The organism is Streptomyces ureilyticus (genome assembly GCF_011045025.1).
Lineage (GTDB): Bacteria > Actinomycetota > Actinomycetes > Streptomycetales > Streptomycetaceae > Streptomyces > Streptomyces ureilyticus.
Genome location: NZ_JAAKZX010000195.1, coordinates 1 through 17,695, shown reverse-complemented (window position 1 = coordinate 17,695; position 17,695 = coordinate 1). Strand labels below are relative to the sequence as shown.

The 17,695-nt window shown below is 70.0% G+C and carries 17 protein-coding genes and 1 pseudogene; 9 read left to right on the top strand and 9 right to left on the bottom strand.

Features of this window, described 5'->3' with window-relative positions:
* Window positions 1–34 precede the first annotated feature (34 nt).
* Entirely contained in the window at window positions 35–538 is a 504-nt protein-coding gene (locus tag G6048_RS38180) for a flavin reductase family protein (RefSeq protein WP_165344186.1), read from the bottom strand.
* A 320-nt stretch (window positions 539–858) separates the two neighbouring features.
* Here G6048_RS38180 and G6048_RS38175 point away from each other — a divergent pair, with 320 nt between their 5' ends.
* On the top strand, window positions 859–1,404 hold the full coding sequence (locus tag G6048_RS38175; RefSeq protein WP_328828183.1) for a MarR family winged helix-turn-helix transcriptional regulator: 546 nt from the start codon (window positions 859–861) through the stop codon (window positions 1,402–1,404).
* 266 nt (window positions 1,405–1,670) lie between these two features.
* Here the strand turns inward: G6048_RS38175 and G6048_RS38170 are convergent, their stop codons facing one another.
* On the bottom strand, window positions 1,671–4,073 hold the full coding sequence (locus tag G6048_RS38170) for a glycoside hydrolase family 65 protein (RefSeq protein ID WP_165344185.1): 2,403 nt from the start codon (window positions 4,071–4,073) through the stop codon (window positions 1,671–1,673).
* Window positions 4,074–4,133: 60 nt separating this feature from the next.
* Window positions 4,134–5,009, bottom strand: a complete 876-nt coding sequence (locus G6048_RS38165) for a universal stress protein (RefSeq protein WP_165344184.1) — start codon at window positions 5,007–5,009, stop codon at window positions 4,134–4,136.
* A gap of 349 nt (window positions 5,010–5,358) precedes the next feature.
* Here G6048_RS38165 and G6048_RS38160 point away from each other — a divergent pair, with 349 nt between their 5' ends.
* Together G6048_RS38160 and G6048_RS38155 are read left to right on the top strand one after the other, a co-directional pair.
* Window positions 5,359–5,760: a Crp/Fnr family transcriptional regulator gene (locus G6048_RS38160; RefSeq protein WP_165344188.1), complete on the top strand. Its 402-nt coding sequence runs from the start codon at window positions 5,359–5,361 to the stop codon at window positions 5,758–5,760.
* Window positions 5,761–5,784: 24 nt separating this feature from the next.
* Entirely contained in the window at window positions 5,785–6,462 is a 678-nt protein-coding gene (locus G6048_RS38155; RefSeq protein WP_165344183.1) for a CBS domain-containing protein, read from the top strand.
* Between the two features lie 54 nt (window positions 6,463–6,516).
* Here the strand turns inward: G6048_RS38155 and G6048_RS38150 are convergent, their stop codons facing one another.
* Window positions 6,517–7,446 (bottom strand): pyridoxamine 5'-phosphate oxidase family protein, encoded by a 930-nt coding sequence (locus G6048_RS38150; protein WP_165344182.1) that lies wholly within the window; start codon window positions 7,444–7,446, stop codon window positions 6,517–6,519.
* 163 nt (window positions 7,447–7,609) lie between these two features.
* Here G6048_RS38150 and G6048_RS38145 point away from each other — a divergent pair, with 163 nt between their 5' ends.
* Window positions 7,610–8,284: a CBS domain-containing protein gene (locus tag G6048_RS38145; RefSeq protein WP_165344181.1), complete on the top strand. Its 675-nt coding sequence runs from the start codon at window positions 7,610–7,612 to the stop codon at window positions 8,282–8,284.
* A 50-nt stretch (window positions 8,285–8,334) separates the two neighbouring features.
* Here the strand turns inward: G6048_RS38145 and G6048_RS38140 are convergent, their stop codons facing one another.
* The 5 genes and pseudogenes from G6048_RS38140 to G6048_RS38120 form a co-directional block, all read right to left on the bottom strand.
* Entirely contained in the window at window positions 8,335–8,799 is a 465-nt protein-coding gene (locus G6048_RS38140) for an Hsp20/alpha crystallin family protein (protein WP_165344180.1), read from the bottom strand.
* Window positions 8,800–8,802: 3 nt separating this feature from the next.
* Window positions 8,803–9,114 (bottom strand): DUF1876 domain-containing protein, encoded by a 312-nt coding sequence (locus G6048_RS38135; RefSeq protein ID WP_165344179.1) that lies wholly within the window; start codon window positions 9,112–9,114, stop codon window positions 8,803–8,805.
* A gap of 11 nt (window positions 9,115–9,125) precedes the next feature.
* A pseudogene (locus G6048_RS38130) lies at window positions 9,126–10,509 on the bottom strand (nicotinate phosphoribosyltransferase).
* A 39-nt stretch (window positions 10,510–10,548) separates the two neighbouring features.
* Window positions 10,549–11,166, bottom strand: coding sequence for an Rv1733c family protein (locus tag G6048_RS38125; RefSeq protein WP_165344178.1), 618 nt, complete (start codon window positions 11,164–11,166; stop codon window positions 10,549–10,551).
* Between the two features lie 139 nt (window positions 11,167–11,305).
* Window positions 11,306–12,124, bottom strand: coding sequence for a universal stress protein (locus G6048_RS38120; protein ID WP_165344177.1), 819 nt, complete (start codon window positions 12,122–12,124; stop codon window positions 11,306–11,308).
* 259 nt (window positions 12,125–12,383) lie between these two features.
* Between G6048_RS38120 and G6048_RS38115 the strand changes: the two genes are divergently transcribed.
* From G6048_RS38115 to G6048_RS38095, 5 genes are all read left to right on the top strand, one after another.
* A complete protein-coding gene (locus tag G6048_RS38115) occupies window positions 12,384–13,259 on the top strand; it encodes a universal stress protein (RefSeq protein WP_165344176.1) in 876 nt (291 codons plus the stop codon).
* 22 nt (window positions 13,260–13,281) lie between these two features.
* Window positions 13,282–14,814 (top strand): bifunctional aminoglycoside phosphotransferase/ATP-binding protein, encoded by a 1,533-nt coding sequence (locus G6048_RS38110; RefSeq protein ID WP_206342638.1) that lies wholly within the window; start codon window positions 13,282–13,284, stop codon window positions 14,812–14,814.
* 180 nt (window positions 14,815–14,994) lie between these two features.
* On the top strand, window positions 14,995–15,561 hold the full coding sequence (locus tag G6048_RS38105; protein WP_165344175.1) for a hypothetical protein: 567 nt from the start codon (window positions 14,995–14,997) through the stop codon (window positions 15,559–15,561).
* Complete coding sequence (locus G6048_RS38100) at window positions 15,534–17,141, top strand: FAD-dependent monooxygenase (RefSeq protein WP_165344174.1); 1,608 nt, start codon at window positions 15,534–15,536, stop codon at window positions 17,139–17,141. The genes G6048_RS38105 and G6048_RS38100 overlap by 28 nt, the downstream gene beginning before the upstream one ends.
* 143 nt (window positions 17,142–17,284) lie before the next feature.
* A partial coding sequence (locus tag G6048_RS38095; protein ID WP_165344173.1) for an alcohol dehydrogenase catalytic domain-containing protein occupies window positions 17,285–17,695 on the top strand: 411 nt, incomplete at its 3' end.

Sequence of the window (17,695 nt, the reverse complement as noted above, 5' to 3'; positions counted from 1 at the left end):
GGGCTTGAGAGGGGGTGGGACGGGCGGAAGAGCTTCAGAAGAGGTGCTCGATGCCGTCGGTCGACTCGGTCGTGGACGCGAAACGGCTCCAGGCGTAGGTCAGGGCGTCGCCGTCGCGGTGGCCGAGGTCGGTGACGCGACCGAGGACCAGGGTGTGGTCGCCGCCGTCGTACGCGCGCCAGGGCTCGCACTCCACCCAGGCGAGCGGGTCGGCCAGCCGGGGGACGCGCGCGCCCTCCGCCCAGCGGGGCTCCGCGGTGCTCCGGGCCCCGGCGAACAGCCGGGCCAACTGCTCCTGTTCGGCACCGAGGATGTTCACGCAGAAGGGCCCGTCGGCCAGCTGGTCGTGGCACCGGGCCCGGCGGGCGACGCTGACCAGGACCAGCGGCGGTTCGGCGGACACGGACGTGAAGGAGTTCATGGTGGCGCCCCGCGGACCGCTGTCGGTCGCGTACGACACCACCGTGACGCCGGTGGCGAAACGGGACATGCAGGCACGCAGCGCGCCGGGACTGGGGGGAGCGAGTGCTTCGGGCATACGAGGTTCCTTGGGATCGATCGCCCGCCGGACCGTCCCCGTCGACGAAGAAGGAGGAACGGCCGGGGCTACCCGGCCGCGCATCGGGACGCACGGCCGGGAGGAGACCTGCCCCCTGACAGACCCAGGGGACAAAACAGAACAACTACTACTCAGGGCATGTAATCAATGCTTTGATTAATTGGGACCGTACCCCCGTCGGCATCCCTGGGGAAGCCCTCGGGCGAAGGTTTTTTACGGTCCGGAAACCTGGACGGGGTGCCGACGCGTGCCCGCTTCCCGAGTGCGGTCCGTGATGCCGCCCGACCTAGACTCCGACTGTGACCCAGGAACCGGAACCGCTGGATGCCGACCACCTGCACTTCTGGTCGTTCATCGACCACGCCGTCGACCGGGCCTCGCGGGAACTCCCCGGCATCGACCCGCTCGCCATGCGGCTGGTGCTCACCCTCCACCGCGCGGCCAACATGCTCGTCTACGACCTCGAATCCGCCGTACACAGGCCTCGCGGCTGGTCATGGCCCGGCTTCCGAGTGCTGTTCGCCATCTGGCTGTCGGGCCCGGTCGAGGCGAAGAAGGTCGCGGAGCTGTCCGGCATGAGCCGAGCCGCCGTGTCGGCGCTGGTGAACACGCTGGAACGGGACGGCCTGGTGAGCAAGGAGCGCGCCTCCTACGACGGGCGCGCGGTCCAGCTCGGCCTCACCGAGGCCGGCCTGTATGCGATCACCACTGCCTTCCAGGCGCACAACGCACGTGAACAAGAGTGGGCGGGCGCCCTCAGTGAGGACGAGCAGCAGACCCTCATCGAATTGCTCGGCAAGCTGACCGCGCACTCCGCGCACTTCGACGTCCGGCATCGGACCTGAGGGGTTCTCCCAGGCCGACGAGCCAATGGCAGGCGTCCTAACTGTCGGACGGCGACCGCTTCGCCGCCCATGCCGCCTGTCCGGGCCGACCGCACGCGCGGCACGGGCGCTCGAAACCGTCGGCCGGCGGGGCACATCCCTCCTCCGCGTCGCCCGTATTCGGCTCAGTGCTGAGTGGGTGGGGTGGCCGGGCGTCGTCTCGTGGGTCCAGATCTTCGGCAACCCCCTCACCAAGCCGTCACGTCGTTTCCGGTCCGCCACGCGAATCAGTTCACCGACAGCACAAGCGTGCAGGTCTCTCCCGGTGCGACGGTCACGGCCCGGTCGGGCAGGACCACACGGATCGGGGATTCCTCCGAGTCGGGCACACCGATTCCCAACTGTCCGCTACGCAGCCGGACGCGGACGCCCCAGTGGCCGCGGTAGCGCAGGGAGAACCCGTACTCCGACAGCGCCGGAAGCGGCACCGGGTCCAGCCGCAGGGCGTCCTCGCGGGTCTCCAGCCCGGTCAGGCCGCGCTGCACCAGGTCCAGGGTGCCGGCCATGGCACCGAGGTGGATGCCTTCACCGGTCGTGCCGCCCTGAAGGTCGGCGACGTCCTGTTCCAGGGCTTCCTTGCAATACGTCCACGCCTCGGCCTGTCTGGCACGCGCGAGGACCCAGGCGTGGACGAGGCCGCTGAGAGTGGAGCCGTGACTGGTGCGCTTGAGGTAGTAATCGACGGTCCTGCGCCAGATCTCGTCGTCCACGTCGTAGCCGAGGCGGCGGAACAGGTCCCGCAGCTCGGCGGCCGAGAAGAGGTAACCGAGCATCAGCACGTCGGCCTGCTTGGAGGCTTGGTAGCGGTTGACGGTGTCGCCCTCGGCCTCGAGGATCCGGTCCAGCCGCCGGATGCTGTCGTAGCGGGCGCGGTAAGCGTCCCAGTCCAGCTCGGCGAGATCGCCGTAGCCGTCGAACTGGCTGATGACACCCTGGTGGAACGGCACCCGCAACCGCCGGGAGATCTCCTCCCATTCCGGGAGTTCGCCGCTGTCCAGTTGGATACGCTCCAACAGTTCGTCTCGGCGCCATGCGGGCAAGCGCTGTATCAGGTCGAGAGCTCGGCTGAGGACCCAAGCGGCGGTGACGTTGGTGTACGCGTTGTCGTCGATGCCTGGCCGGGCGGCATCCGGGTAGCTGTCGTGGTATTCGTCGGGGCCGACCACGCCGCGGATGCGGTAGCGGCCGAGGTCGGGAGCGAACACCGCGTGCTTCGCCCAGAAGCGGGCAATCTGCAGCAGCATGTCCGCGCCCTTGGTGTGCAGGTACTCGGAGTCGCCGGTCGCTTCGCAGTACTGCCACACGTTGTAGGCGATCGCAGAGCCGACGTGGTGCTGGAGACGGGAGTTGTCGGGCAGCCAGCGGCCCGAACGGGGGTTGAGGTGCAGCTGCTGTGTCTCCTCGCGCCCGTCGCTGCCGGACTGCCATGGGTACATGGCCCCGGACCGGCCCGCCGCGCGAGCCGCCCGGCATGCCTGCGGCAGGCGCCGGTGACGGTAGTTCAGCAGCGACCGTGAGACCTCCGGGAAGTGCAGGTTGAGATACGGCAGCACGAACAGCTCGTCCCAGAAGACGTGGCCCCGGTACGCCTCACCGTGCAGGCCACGGGCCGGCACACCCACGTCCAGCTCCGCGGTGTGCGGTGACAGCGTCTGCAGCACATGGAACAGATGCAGACACAGCACACGACCCGCCTCGCCGGGGACCTGGATGTCCGCCCGCCGCCACAACCGCGCCCAGGCCGACACGTGGGAGTCCAGGAGCTCCGAGAAATCCCCGGCAGCGGTCACCCGGTCCAGCACCGCGCCGACCGGGTCACTGATCGCCAGGTCATGTGAGGTGTGCAGGGCCGCGGTCTTCTCGACCACGGCGGGCCGGCCCGGGGCTATCGGGATCACCAGTCGGTGTACGGCGCGGTGGCCAGACGGGCGAAGCTCGGACGACGCGGGCCGCTGTCCCGTGACGACCGTACGCGCCGCCATGCTGATCGCGATGTCGGAGCTGCTGGTCCGGCAACGCAGCCACGTCGTATCGTTCGCCGCCTCTCCCGTCCACACCTGGGTCAGGTGGTTCCGGTTGAGGGACCGGTAGCGGTGGACGTTGTTGTTGGTCACGTCGCCGTCGAGGACGGACTCGACCTCGACCTCGCCCGACCACTCCTCGGACGTGAAAACGGTTCGCAGCGCGGCCAGGTGCGGATCCGCCATGTGCACCAGGCGGACCTGTTCCACGCTCAGCACGCCGGCCGCCTCGTCGTCCCAGTACCGGAACGTGCGCGTCAACGTGGCACGGCGGAGATCCAATGTGTGCCGGTAGTCGAACAATTGCCGCGCGTCGGGAGAGAACCACGGGCCCACCGATCCGTCGGCGGAACGAAGACGAAACCGCAGGAGCAGCCAGTTGGGGAGGTTCACCAGGTCCTCGTTCACCACCCGTCGCCCCGCCACAGCGGATTCCAGGCGGTTGTAGATCCCGGCCGCGTAGGTGGCCGGGTAATGCACCAGGCCCGCCCTGCTCTCGGGCACCGCACCGCGGGTGGCGAAGCAGCCGTTGCCGAGCGTGCACAACGATTCGCGCAACCGCTCGGCGGCGGGGTCGTATCCCTCGTATTCCCAGGTCCACTCCGACATCCGTCGCCCTCGCCTTCTCCCGTCACGAGATGTGCAGGAACGTGCGACGCGCGCCGGAGTTCAGACCCGCTGCGGGACGACGGCCACCGGGCACTCGGCGTGATGCAGCAGGGCATGGGCAGCCCTGCCGAGCTGCAGACCGAAGTGGCCGTGCCGCCTCAGCGCACCCACAACCACCAGGTCGGCGTCGGCCGAGGCGTCCAGGAGGACCTTGTGGGCGGGGCCTTCGACGGCTTGGCGCCGCACTTCGACCTGCGGGTGACTCCGTTCGGCGTCGCGCAGTGCGTCGGTGAGGAGAGTGGAGGCCCGTTCCTCGTGGGAACGTGCAGCATCATCGGCGATCAGAGGGCTGTCCACGTGCTCGTGGGCGGGGCGGCGCCAGGCCCGTACGGCCTTGAGTGCGCAGCCGCGTGCCTCGGCCTCGTGGAAGGCGAACCGCAGCGCAGCCGAGCCCTCGGTGGAGTCGCCGACGCCGACCACGACCCGGCCGAAGGAACCCTGCCGATTCCGCTCCGCGCCGCGGACCACGATGACCGGGCAGGTGGCACGGGCGGCCACCGTAAGGCTGACTGAGCCCAGCAGCATCCCGGCGACCTCGCCGCGTCCGCGGGAGCCCGTGACCAGGGCAGAGGATTCATGTGCCGCGTGCAGCAGCACGGACACGGCGCCGTCGGGCAGCACCTCGCTCGACACCTTCACCTCAGGGTTGCGCAGCCGGGCGCGTTCCCCGCAGGACGCGATGATGTGCTCCGCCATGACCTCTTCGGACGGACGATCGGTGCTGAAGGACGGACGGCCTCCCTCGTACCGCTCCCAGAGAGAGGCGTAGACGAGACGCAAGGGCAGCCCGAGGCGCGCCGCCTCGTCCACCGCCCAGTCCACGGCTTGCAGGCTGGACTCCGATCCGTCGACACCTACGACCAGCGGGAGCTCCATGGTCCCTACCGCCTTCCTGCCCGGCCACCGCGAAGGCCCCCTGTGAATACCGTCGCACCGCCCCGGGTCCATCGCGACACGTGGCCGGACTCTCGCAGGGAGGTCTCGGCCCGGGTTGCACCATGCTGATTTGCGACGATCGTGGAGCCATGCGGCCGGGAGCACAGTGCTCGGTGCCACTCGGCATCGCCGCCACTGCCTTCGCGTTGGCCTGGGTCCGTGCCTGGTGAGACGTCCGTGATCGGATACGAGCCCGCCTCCACTTCGAGGTCATGGAGAAGGGAAGACCATTGTGGTTGCGAGGACCGGCGTCTTCGGCGCCCTGACCAAGGAGCATCGCGAGCAGCTCATGTCCCTCGCTCGCGAGGTGTCGTTCGAGATCGACGAGCGCGTCTACAACGAGGGCGGCAAGGCCGACCGCTTCTGGATCATCCACACGGGCACCGTCGCTCTCGACCTGCACGTGCCCGGCCGCCGCGCAGCGGTCGTCGACACCCTCGGGGCCGGGGAACTGCTGGGCTGGTCATGGTTCGTCCCTCCCCACCACTGGCACCTGGGCGCCCAGGCCAGCAGCCCGGTGCGCGCCTACGAGTTCGATGCGGCCGCGGTCCGTGAGCTGTGCGGCAAGAACCCGGAACTGCAGCACGAAATGTGCACCTATGTCGCCGGAGTGATCGCAGCCCGGCTCAGGTCCGCCCGGGTGCGACTGCTCGACCTGTACGCGCCCTACGGCGCAGGCGAGGTGCCCTGACGAGGCGAGACGAGGAGGATTGCGGTGCCTGAGACCCCGCACATCGTCAGCGATGTGATGACCCACACGGTCGTGGCCGTGGGACGTGACGCCCTCTTCAAGGAGATCGTCCGGACCATGGAGCAGTGGAAGGTCAGTGCCATGCCGGTGCTCGAGGGAGAAGGGCGCGTCATCGGCGTCGTCTCCGAGGCCGACCTGCTGCCCAAGGAGGAGTTCCGCGACAGCGACCCGAGCCTTTTCGAGCAACGTCGGCGCCTGTCCGACGTCGCCAAGGCGGGGGCAGTGACGGCGGAGGAGCTCATGAGCACCCCCGCCATCACGGTCCACCCCGACGCCACCTTGGCGCAGGCGGCCAGGATCATGGCCGTCCGGCGCGTCAAACGGCTGCCCGTGATCGACGACATTGGCATGCTCCAGGGCATCGTCAGCCGCGCCGACCTGCTGAAGGTCTTCCTGCGATCGGACGAGGAAATCGAGGAGGAGGTCCGCCGCACCGTGGTGTCCTACCTCTTCCCGGCCTTCAGCCACGCCATCCACGTGAACGCGTACGAGGGCGTCGTCACCCTCCGCGGACACATCCAGGACACCTCGCTGATCTCGGTTGCCGTGCGCCTCGTGCGCGCAGTGGAGGGCGTCGTGGATGTCCAGCCCCACCTCACCGATGAGTCCACCACTCCGGCCGGACCGAGGGGCGAGCGGTAAAAGGCCGAACCAGTCGTACGTACCGGGCGGGGAGGAGTGGCCGGCGCTCCTCCCTCATTGCTCGGCCGAAGTAATACGGCGCCCCGTGATGCGTGTGGGCTGGATCGACACCCACATGTCGCGTTCACCGCCTGACCACGGCGTGGTGTGGGCGCGATCGACGAGCTTCCGCACGGCGTCAGGGTCGGTAACCTCACGCGCGGGTCCGACGACGAGCACGCTCCAGCCCTGGCTCATGGCTTCGTCGACATGGTCGACCTCGAAGGCGACTTCCGATCCCACGGCCGCCGCCGGGACCGAGTCCGGCGCGGTCCGGAACGCGATCGCGTCGTCGACGACCCCGTAGTTCACCGGAACCACCGCCGGGCCGTGCGCTGTCGACACCGCGACGCGCCCCACGCCGTGTGTGGACATCAGGGTGCGGCATTCGTCGGGGTGGAGGTCGAGCAGCCGAGGGTGCAGGAGCGCCTGGCCCAGGCCAGGCGGCAGATCGATGCCGCCTCCGCGCAGAGCGGCGGTGGTGGTGCCCAGCGCATCAGCCAGGCCGATAAGAGTGGCAACGGTCGGGTCGGCGGGCTGTTCTTCGAGGTATGCCAGGTATTCCGGTGCCATTCTGGCGCGGCGAGCTGTATCTTCCCGGGTCAGTCCTTGGCGTGTGCGTTCGGTGGCAACGCGGCGGCCGATGTCACCGGGATTGGGCGGCCTGCCCGGCGGGGTTCCGCGGGGCTCGGCACTTCTCTGCCCGCCTGCCTGGTCCGTACGTGGCCGGGAAGGCTCGTGTACGCTCCCGGGCCCGTGCTCGATGTGACGGATGTGTGCGTCGGGCCCGGGAAAGACGAGGGTCACCTCGTCCGTGTCCGACCAGCGCACATCGTAGGGAGGCGTTCCATCCTCGTGGTGGAGTCCGACAATCTCGCCTTCGCGCCTGGTGGCGCCGGTGGCAGGGCTCTTTACCACGAGTTGATCGCCCAGTTGAGCTCGCATGATCGCCGCCGTTTCCGCAGAATGCTGCTGTAACCCAACGTCCCCCGCGCGGCCTGCCGCCGCAAGGGACGAGAACCTCCGTGATCCGGGTTGCCGACGGCCGGTCCGGGGCAGCCCCCATCCTCTTGCCACTGGCTGTCTTCGCCCGGAAGGGAGAGGCGACATGCATCACCGTACGGTCGAGGAGCTCATGACCCGAGACGTCGTGCGAGCACGGTGCGACACGCCGTTCAAGGAGATCGTCAAGCTGCTCGCGGACAACGGCGTCACCGCCGTACCCGTGGTCGACGAACTCGACCGCCCCATGGGCGTGGTGTCCGAGGCCGACCTGCTGCGCAAGTCCTCTGCCCAGGCCGACCCGTCCGGCCTGACACCGGTTCCGCATCTGGAGGCGTGGGAGCGTGCCAAGGCCGAAGGCGCCAGGGCCGAGGAGCTGATGTCGGCTCCCGCCGTGTGCGCGCGTCCGGAGTGGACCGTGGTGGAGGCGGCTCGCCTCATGGCGGTCCAGAACGTCAAGCGACTGCCCGTGGTGGACGAGACGGACCGGCTGCAGGGCATCGTCAGCCGCGGTGACCTGCTGAGGATCTTCCTGCGCCGTGACGACGCCATCCGCGACGAGATCACGGGGGACCTGCTGCGGGGGACCCTGGGACCTGTCGCCTCGGACGTGACGGTCGAGGTTCGCGAAGGGCACGTGAGCCTCGGTGGATCCGTCAAGGTCAGGAGCCTGATCCCGGTGATCGAGCGGCTGTGCCGGAGCGTTGACGGCGTGGTCTCTGTCGCCCAGCACATCGCGCACCGCCCGGACGACTCCCAGAATTCGGCAAAGGACAGCTGAGGCATCGCAGGAACTGGCTCGGAGCAACGAGGGCTGCTCCCGCCCTTGGCTCAGCCGGCGATCTCGATGCGATGCGCCTTGGCTTTCTCGGCTTTCGGGACGCGGACGGTGAGAACCCCGTTGGTCAGCTCGGCGCTGATGTGTTCGGTGTCCGAGTTCGGCGGCAGACTCGTGCGGTAGTCGAACTCCCCGACGTGGCGGGCGCGCCGCCGGACCACGCCGGTGCGTTCCTTCTCCTTGATCTCGCCGTGGACATCGATCTCGGAGTCGGTGACCTCCACGGTGATGTCGTCCTTGTCCACACCGGGAAGCTCCAGCTCCACCAGGTACGCGTCCTCCGTGTCCTCGATGTCCGCCAGCGGCGCCCATGCCCCGGCGGTGCCGAGTTCGGCGCCGCCGGGAAAGGCGGACTGCATGAGACGGTCCATGCGAGTGTGCAGGTCCTCAAGTTCGCGGATGGGGTCCCATGCGGGGAGACCGCCCCTCCCATGGTGATGGTGCGCGGGCAGCGTCATCGGTCATCCTCCTTGCATCTGATCCGGCAACGGCCAGCCGGTCTCCGGGTGGTCCCTGCGCCCGGCGGCGGCCGCGCCGATGCCCTCGATGTCACGCTCGGCAACGTTCACCAGCTGCCGGCCGAGGTCGTGCAGGGCCCTGCCCGCCGCCAGCTCGTCACCGATCTCCGGCACGTCCATGTCCGCTGGGTTCCTGTGCGCGGCCCCGTGCCCGGTGAGCTCCGTGGTCCCGGTGTCCAGCACCACACGTGCCTTGGTCGTTCCCTCTTCCTCGAAGAGGTAGAAGCGAACCTTCCATTCCACGGTATGCGGCATCGCTGTCCTCCTCATCTCGGTTGGGAGCGCTGTGATCCGGTCGCGCTCCGCTCGTGGTTGCGCAGGTTGGCGAATGAGGCCAGGACCTCGTCTTCGATACGGTGCCGGACCTGGTCGGCGAGGACAGTCAGCTGTCCGGAGATGGTCGCGCGTGGCGCGAGGGGGGCCTGAATGCGGCGTGCCGCGGGCGGGAGCCCGGCCAGGTCGGCGGCGAACCTCTCCCCGCCGTCGTCCAGAGTGGGGCGCTCGACGGTGCGACTCCCGTTCCGCATGACCGTCTCCAGCAGCGGTACGCCCGCTCCCGGCGGCTGCTCATCATGGAGCCCGATCACGTCCGCGAATCCGGGACGGCGGAACACCTGCTTCTGTCCAGGGACGGTCACCTTGGCCGAGGAGAGCTTCATCACCGGTCGGCCGTCGTACTCGACCATCTTGTAGGCCGAGTCCAGGAACGGGGCGTCGGCCGAGACCCCGACGCGGGTGCCGACGGCGTAGACGTCGATCGGCGCCCCGGAGCGGACCAGTTCGTCCACGGCGTACTCGTCGAGACCGCCGCTGGCGATGATCCGTACGTCCGGCAGTCCCGCCGCGTCGAGGATGGCGCGCGCCGTCAGCGCCAGGGCTCCAGGTCTCCGCTGTCCAGCCGTACGGCCGAGCCGGGCCCACGGTCCAGGTCCCGCAGGACGCGACGCGTACCCCCTCTTCGGTGTCGTAGGTATCCACCAGGAGCGTCACCGGACCGGGGTGGGACCGGGCGAAGGCCCGGAAGGCCGCCTCCTGTGTTCCGAACGCCTCGATGTACGAGTGGGCCATCGTGCCGACGGCCGAGAGTCCTTCGGCGGTGGCCGCGGCGACGTTGCTCGTTCCGGCGAATCCGACCATGGCGCCCAGCCGGGCGGCCTGGAAACCGGCTTGCGGGCCGTGCGTGCGGCGCAGGGAGAAGTCCACGACCGGATGGCCGGCAGCGGCCAGGACGCACCGTGCGGCTTTCGAGGCGATCGTCGTCGGGTGGTTGACCTGGTTGAGGATGTACGTCTCGACCAGCTGGGCCTGCGGGAGCGGAGCAGTCACCTCCAGCACCGGCTCTCCCGCCAGGACGATCCGCCCCTCCGGCACCGCCCGCACCAGGCCGGTGAACTCCATGCCCAGCAGCGGGGCCAGATCACGCGGAGGCCGGTGCAGTGCTGAGGCGAAGGAATCGACATCCTCGGCGTCGACCCGGAACCCGGACAGGAAGTCCAGCGACGACTCCAGGCCGGCGGCCACCAGGAAGCCCCGGCCGGGCGGCATGTCGCGAACGAACAGGCTGAACGTTGCCGGGCCGGTCATCCCCTCCCGCAGGTACGACATCGCCATCGTGACCTCGTAGAGGTCAGTGGTCGTCGCATCGGACATCTGCGTCACCTCCTGGACCACGCTCAGGGCCCCGGTCTGTCACCTGTGGAACCGCGCGGACCAAATGGGTTCCACCCGGTCCCATTCGGCGTCCCACTGTGCGTACCTTCTGCGGTCCAACGCCAGGCGCATACCTTTACGCGCAGCCACGAAGCCGGCGTACACGCCGACCGCCGTCATGCCGCCCATGAGCCAGCCGCCGGCCTTCGCGTTGGTCGCGGACATCGGCGGGTTCTTGACGGTTCCTTCCCGGTCCACCCAGATCCGCACGGTCGAGCCTGCGGTCTTGTCCAGCGGTACAGGGGCGCTTCCCGTCTGCTGCCGGCCGTCCTTGTCGGTCCACCTGACCTGAACCTTCTGCTTCTCGTCCGCAGTACCGCCCGATGCTGCCTCCGGGGCCGAGGTCACCCGAGCGGTGACCTGGAACCGCTCCGCGGACTGGGCTTGAACGGTGCGCATCGTCGACTCGTGGACCGCCAGCCCCGCGGTCACCGACGCCACGGGCAGTCCGAGGACAAGCACCGCCAGCAGGAAGCCGGAGCACCAGGCTTCGGCCCGATCGGACGTACGCCTCAGCGGGTTCGCGCCCCTCGGCGGGGGCTGCTCCTTGTGCGGTCGGTGGGGACCGGATGCGTGCGGCGGATCCTGTGCGCTCATGGTCTGTCCTCCAGCTGTTGCTGGTGCGTCCCCCCGCCACGTCTGACTCCCTCACCACCCTCCAACGGCGGCAGAGTCCGATCACTGGGCCGAAGGTCCCTGCTGAACGGCCACTCGACCCACCCTGCTCGTCACGGGGTCATACCTGCGGTACGACCGCGATCGGACACGGCGCGTGATGCAGCACCGCGTGGTTGACCAGGCCCAACTGCAGACCCACGTGCCCATGTCGCCTGCGGGCCCCGACGACGAGCAGATCAGCACCGGACGCAGCCTCCAAGAGCGCCCGCCGGGCCGGGCCCTCGACCACCTCGCTACTCACCGGCACGTCCTGATACCGCTCCGCAGGGCTGCACAGTGCGTCAGCGAGCACCTGCGCCGGAGGGCGCCCCATGGCCTGGAGGGCGTATCCGGAAAAGCCCGGCGGCCCAGGGTTCCCGACCGGGATGCTCCAGGCGTGCACCGCCACCAGCCGACAGCGCCGCACATGGGCCTCCCGGAGCGCGAAGTCCACAGCCGTACCGCTGCCCTGCCCGTCCTCGACACCGACGACGACGCTCCCGAGCCGGCCGTTCCGGTGCTCCAGCCCACCGCGCACGACGACGACCGGGCAGTCGGCATGAGCGGCCACGGCCAAGCTGACCGAGCCCAGGAGCAGCCCGGCGAGATCTCCGAGCCCTCGGGATCCGAGTACCAGAGCGAAGGCGTTGCGCCCTTCGCCGACCAGGGCGGACGCCGCGTCCTCGTGCACTACCTCACTGGACAGCCGTACCGTCGGCGCGCTCTTGCCGGCTCGCTCCGAGGCGACAGCCACAAGGTCGGGCGTCTCGTGGTCTGTTACGGCCGCGTGCACGAGATGGAGCGGCACCTCGTGCCGGACCGCCTCGTCCGCGGCCCACTCCACCGCCTCAAGGCTCGCCGCGGACCCGTCGATGCCGACCACCAGGGGAACCACCACCGCTCCCACCTCCCTTGTTCCGGACTTCACGCCCGTGCGAGCGCCGCCTCGCCGGGGACCACATGCGCCGCGAGGAGATCTGGGGTAGTCCTCGATGTAGAAGCACCGTGCTCTGTCGGTCGGCGCCAACGCTCGTGCGTCGCGTCGAGCACGCCCCACGGCCGACCTGCACGGCCACCGACGCACGGGGGCGGCAGCCGTCCGGGCGGTGACCGCACTCACCGTCCTTCCAGCTTCGTACGAGACGGAGGCAGTCGCCATGGAACAAGCCCTCACCGTCGGCCTCGACGGCTCACCCGAGAGCCTCGCCGCCGCCCGCTGGGCCGCCGGCGAAGCCGAGCGACGCAATCTCGCCCTCCGCCTGCTGCACGCATGGCCCCTGTTGGCCCCCGAGCCGACCCGCATCCCCGCGGAAATCGATCAGAACTATTGGGCGAAGCGACTCATGCACAACGCCCAGGCGGAACTCCAGGCGCGCCACCCGGGCCTCACCGTCGTCGGCAACCTGGTGGCCGACGACGCGCAGAAGGCACTGCTCCAGGCATCGTCGGAGTCCGAGATGCTCGTGCTCGGCTCGCGGGGCCTGACTCCCGTGGAAAGCTACTTCCTCGGCGACATCAGCATGTCCGTGGTGGCACGCGCCGAGCGGCCCGTGGTCCTGGTGCGCGCCGAGCGAGGGGAAGAAGGTCGCGCGCCCGAATCAGCTTCGGCAGGCGGCGTGGTGGTGGCACTGAAACTGCACGGACCGTGCGACGACCTGCTCGAATTCGCCTTCACCACCGCCGCGGTGCGGGGCGTGCCGCTCCGCACCGTCCATGGCCGCGGCGTGCCGATCCACGCGTACGCCCCCTGGGGCGTGGATCACACCGTGACCCACGAGGTCAGGCAGGAGGCCCAGAAGGGCCTGAGCCAGGCCCTCCGCCCCTGGCGCGAGAAGTTCCCGGGCGTGGTCGTAGCTGAGTCCATCCGCCTCGACAGCCCCGCCAGGGCCGTCGTAGGAGCCGCCGCAGGCGCCGAGTTGCTGGTCGTCGGCCGACGCAAGCACCACCCTCCCCTGGCACCACGCCTGGGCCCCGTGGCCCAAGCCGCCGCCCACCACGCGCGGTGCCCTGTCGCCGTCGTCCCCCATGACTGAGCCGAACCACCCCGGCGAGCCGATGGCGTCGGCGCGGCGGGACGACGCCCCCAGAGCCCCGTCGCTCTCGCGCGCCGAGGTGCGCGAGACACACACCGCCGTGGTCCTCTTCATCGGGGACCGCGCCTACAAGGTGAAGAAACCAGTCGACCTGACATTCCTGGACTACACCACGGTGGCCGCCCGGAAGGCCGCGTGCGAGAGAGAGGTCGTCCTCAACCGCCGTTTCGCCCCCGACGTCTACCTCGGCGTCGGCGAATTCCGCAGCCCGGACACCGACGTACCGGAACCCGTCGTGGTGATGCGCCGCATGGCCACCGAGCGCCGCCTCTCCCGGCTCGTACGGGAAGGAGCGGCCGTCGACGACGCCCTTCGGGCCGTCGCCCGGCTGCTCGCCGCCCACCACGCGAGCGCACCTCGCGGCCGGGAGGTGACCGAGCAGGGGACGCGCGACGCACTGTCCTCGCGCTGGGAAGCGAGCTTCGCCCAGGTCCGCGCCCTGTCCGACGACGGCACCGTGCCCGACGGGGTGGAGGAGATCGAGCGCTTGGTGCGCCGCTACCTTGCCGGCCGCGAGCCCTTGTTCGACAGGCGCATCGAGCAGGGACGGGTGGTCGACGGCCACGGAGACCTGCTCGCCGAGGACATCTTCTGCCTCGACGACGGCCCACGCGTCCTGGACTGCCTGGAGTTCGACGACACCCTTCGTTACGTCGACGGCCTCGACGACGCCGCCTTCCTCGCCATGGACCTGGAACAACTCGGCGCCCTGGAGGCGGCGACGTTTTTCCTCGCCGAGTACGGCGAGTACTCCGGCGACCCGGCGCCTCCCTCCCTGCGCCACCACTACGTCGCCTACCGCGCGTTCGTCCGGGCCAAGGTCTCCCTGATCCAGGCACGCCAGGGCACGCCCGGCGCGGAGGCGGCAGCACACCGACTGATCACGACCGCCCTGCGCCACCTGCGCGCCTCAGCCGTCGGCCTGACCCTCGTCGGCGGACTCCCGGGCAGCGGCAAGTCCACGCTCTCCGGCGCGCTCGCCGACCGCCTCGGCGTCACCCTGCTCAGCAGCGACCGCCTCCGCAAGGAACTGGCGGGCATCCCGGCGGAACAGCCGGCTGCCGCCGCCTACGGCGAGGGCCTGTACTCCCCCGAATGGACCAACAAGACGTACGCGGCCCTCCTCGACCGCGCATCGACCCTGCTGTCCCAGGGTGAGTCCGTCGTCCTGGACGCCACCTGGCACGACGCCGCACAGCGCGAAGCCGCCCTGAGCATGGCCGAACGCACCCACGCCGACCTCGTCGCCCTGCACTGCCACGTTCCGGAGGAGGTGACCACAACCCGCCTCGCCACCCGCGCGCCCGGGGCGTCCGACGCCGGCGTCGACGTGGCCACCGCCATGGCTGCCACGGAACCGCCCTGGCCTGATGCCGTCAGGGTCGATACGAGCGGTTCCCTGGAGGCCGCGGTGGTCCAGGCACTGGCAGCGATCCGCCCGCACGCCGACAGCCGGACACCGGTCTTCCGTCGCCCCTACATGGAGCCGGACTAGAAGGAGTTGGGACGCCCGCACATAGCAGGGGATAACGGCCAATTGCCGACCCGCGCACCAGGTTTCGCGCGGCACGGCGCATTCACTCATGGTGGTTGTACGGGGCACTCCGGTCCGGCAGGAGGGGTGGCAGGGCCGGGGCCCCGTACGCCCGTTACGGCACTTCGTGAGGCGGCCACCATGGGTGAACAGAAACCCCTCGACCCTGGCGAGGCGTGGAGGGCCGTGGCCACATGCTTCCTCTCCACCTTCGCGCTGCTCGCGCGGCACCGGGTCCGTCTGCCGAAGGAACGGCAGGAGATGCGGCTGCGCTTCGCCGACGGCACCTCGGCCCGGGTGTACCGGGAGACCCGCCTCGGCAGCGGCTTGGCGAAGGACCCGTGCACGCTGGTGGTCACCTTCCGGCTGCGCCGGGTGCGCAGGCCCGCACACGCCCTGTTCCGCGCTGAGAGCCTGCTGAACACCCCGCTGTTCGTCGGCTTTCCTGGTTTCACCTCGAAGCTGTGGCTGGCCCACGACGAGCATGATCGCTACCGCGGCGTGTACGAGTGGGACGGCACGGAGCGCGCCGAGCACTACGCGCGTTCCCTGTGGCGGGTCCTGGCGCTGGTCAGCGTGCCTGGTTCGATCAGCTATGCCGTTGTGCCCGGGCTGCGCCGCGACGACGTGATCACGGATCCTGGGCTGATCGAAAACATTGCGCCGCACGACAGCGCAGCATGGTGGCGCATCCAGGCCGGGACGTGATGACAGTGGCGGACATCCTGGTCGTCGGGGCCGGTACAACCGGCCTCACCCTCGCCCTGGAGGCCCATGACCACGGAGCACGGATCCGCATCGTCGAGCGGCGTCCCGAGCCGTTCCGGCCCTCCCGTGCGCTCATCCTGCACCCCCGCACTCTGGAAGTCCTGCGCCCACTCGGCGTCACCGACGCCCTGCTGGAGCTGGCGGACCCCGCCCCAGCAGTCGACCTTCATCTCGGCTCCCGCGTCGTCGAGACCAGGCTCGCGGACCTCGCGCTGCCCGACACGGCGTTCCCCCATCTGTCGCTCATGCGGCAGATGGACGTCGAACGAGTGCTGACGCGGGCACTCGCCGACCGCGGGGTGACGGTGGAACGGAACACCGAACTGACCACTGTCAGCGACGACGGGCACAGTGTGCGAGCTGTGCTGCGATCGCGGCACGGCATCGAGGAGATGCACTGCCCCTTCGTCGTCGGCTGCGACGGCCCGGCCAGTACCGTGCGGGCCTGGGCCGGCATCGGATGGCACGGCAGGCCCTACGCCGAAGAGGTGGTCCTCGCCGACCTCGACCTCGGCGGCATCTCCGAGCGCTCCGGTGCCGAGGTGTTCGCGGGGCGCCGCGGGCTGTTGTTCCTCTTCCCGCTCGGCGAGCAGGCCACCTGGCGGCTGCTGGCCACACGGGCGTCCACCGACGCGCCCGGCCAGAACTTCGGCCAACCCGGATCCGCCGTCCCGCAGGCCGAGCTCCAGCACCTCCTCAACGACGCGGCGCTTCAGGCCCGGATCGAGCGTCTCGCGTGGTCCGCACGGGTGCCGCTGCAGTGCGGCCTCGCCGGGCGGTTCCGCCGGGGGCGGCTCTTCCTCGCGGGGGACGCGGCTCACAACTACTCACCGGCCACCGGCCAGGGCATGAACGCCGGTATCCAGGACGCGGTGAACCTCGGCTGGAAGCTCGGCTTCGCGGCGAACTGCTCCGGCCAGTCCACAGGCAGGCGGGATGCCGAAATGCTGCTCGACTCCTACGACAGGGAGCGCAGAGCGGCTGCCCATCGACGGCTGATCCTCACACACACGGCGTTCTGGGCGGAGGCGTCGACCGGCCGGATCCCTTCATGGTTGCGCGCAGTGGCCGCTCCACTCACGGCCCCGGCCATACCCGCCCTCCTGCACCGGCGACGGCTGGTCGCCGAGGCCATCCGTCTCATCTCCCAGCTGCGGGTGAACTACCGGCACAGCCCCCTGTCGGTGGAGGGAACACCGCCCCTGCGTGGCGCTCCCCGCCCAGGAGACCGCCTGCCGGACGCGACCGTCAGCGTCGAAGGACCTCCCAGGCGGCTGCACGAGCTGCTGGCCCGCCCGGGTGTGCACCTGCTGCTGCAGCGCGAGGCCGACCCGCCGCCGGACACCGTGCCCGGTCCCCTGGTCACCGTCCTCCGGCTGACGAACAGCCCCGGTCGCGGGCTGGTGGCCGTCCGTCCGGACGGGCATGTCGGCTTCCGCTGCGGGACCACCGACCCGGCCGGGCTGACCGGCTGGCTCTCATTGACAGGCGCAGCGGCATCTCCGCCCATCCGGCCATGAACACCAGGCGACGGAGCCCCACACCCCGGCCCGGGAGTCCGACGGCACTGAGGAGCCCGACAAGCTGATGGCCCGGTTGCCCTGCCGTACTCCCAGAGCGACGGTGGAGAGAACGGGCCGAGTCAGCCAGGGAGTGGGTGACCATGCGAGCCCTCGTCTACCACGGCCCCGGACAGATCTCCTGGGACACGGTCACGGATCCGGCCATCGAGGACCCTGCCGACGCCGTCGTACGCGTCGACGCCACCACCGTCTGCGGCGCCGATCTGCACATCCTGCGTGGAGACCTGCCCGAAGTGAAGCCGGGGACGATCCTCGGCCACGAGGCCGTCGGCGAGGTCATGGAGGTCGGCAGCGACGTCCACCACCTGCGTCCCGGGGACCAGGTGATCGTGTCGTCCGTCTCGGCCTGCGGCCACTGTCCGGCGTGCCGTGACACCATGCGCGGACAGTGCCGCGAGGGCGGTGGATGGATCCTGGGGAATCTGATCAACGGAACCCAGGCGGAGTTCGTGCGGGTCCCCTTCGCCGACTTTTCCACCCACCGACGCCCC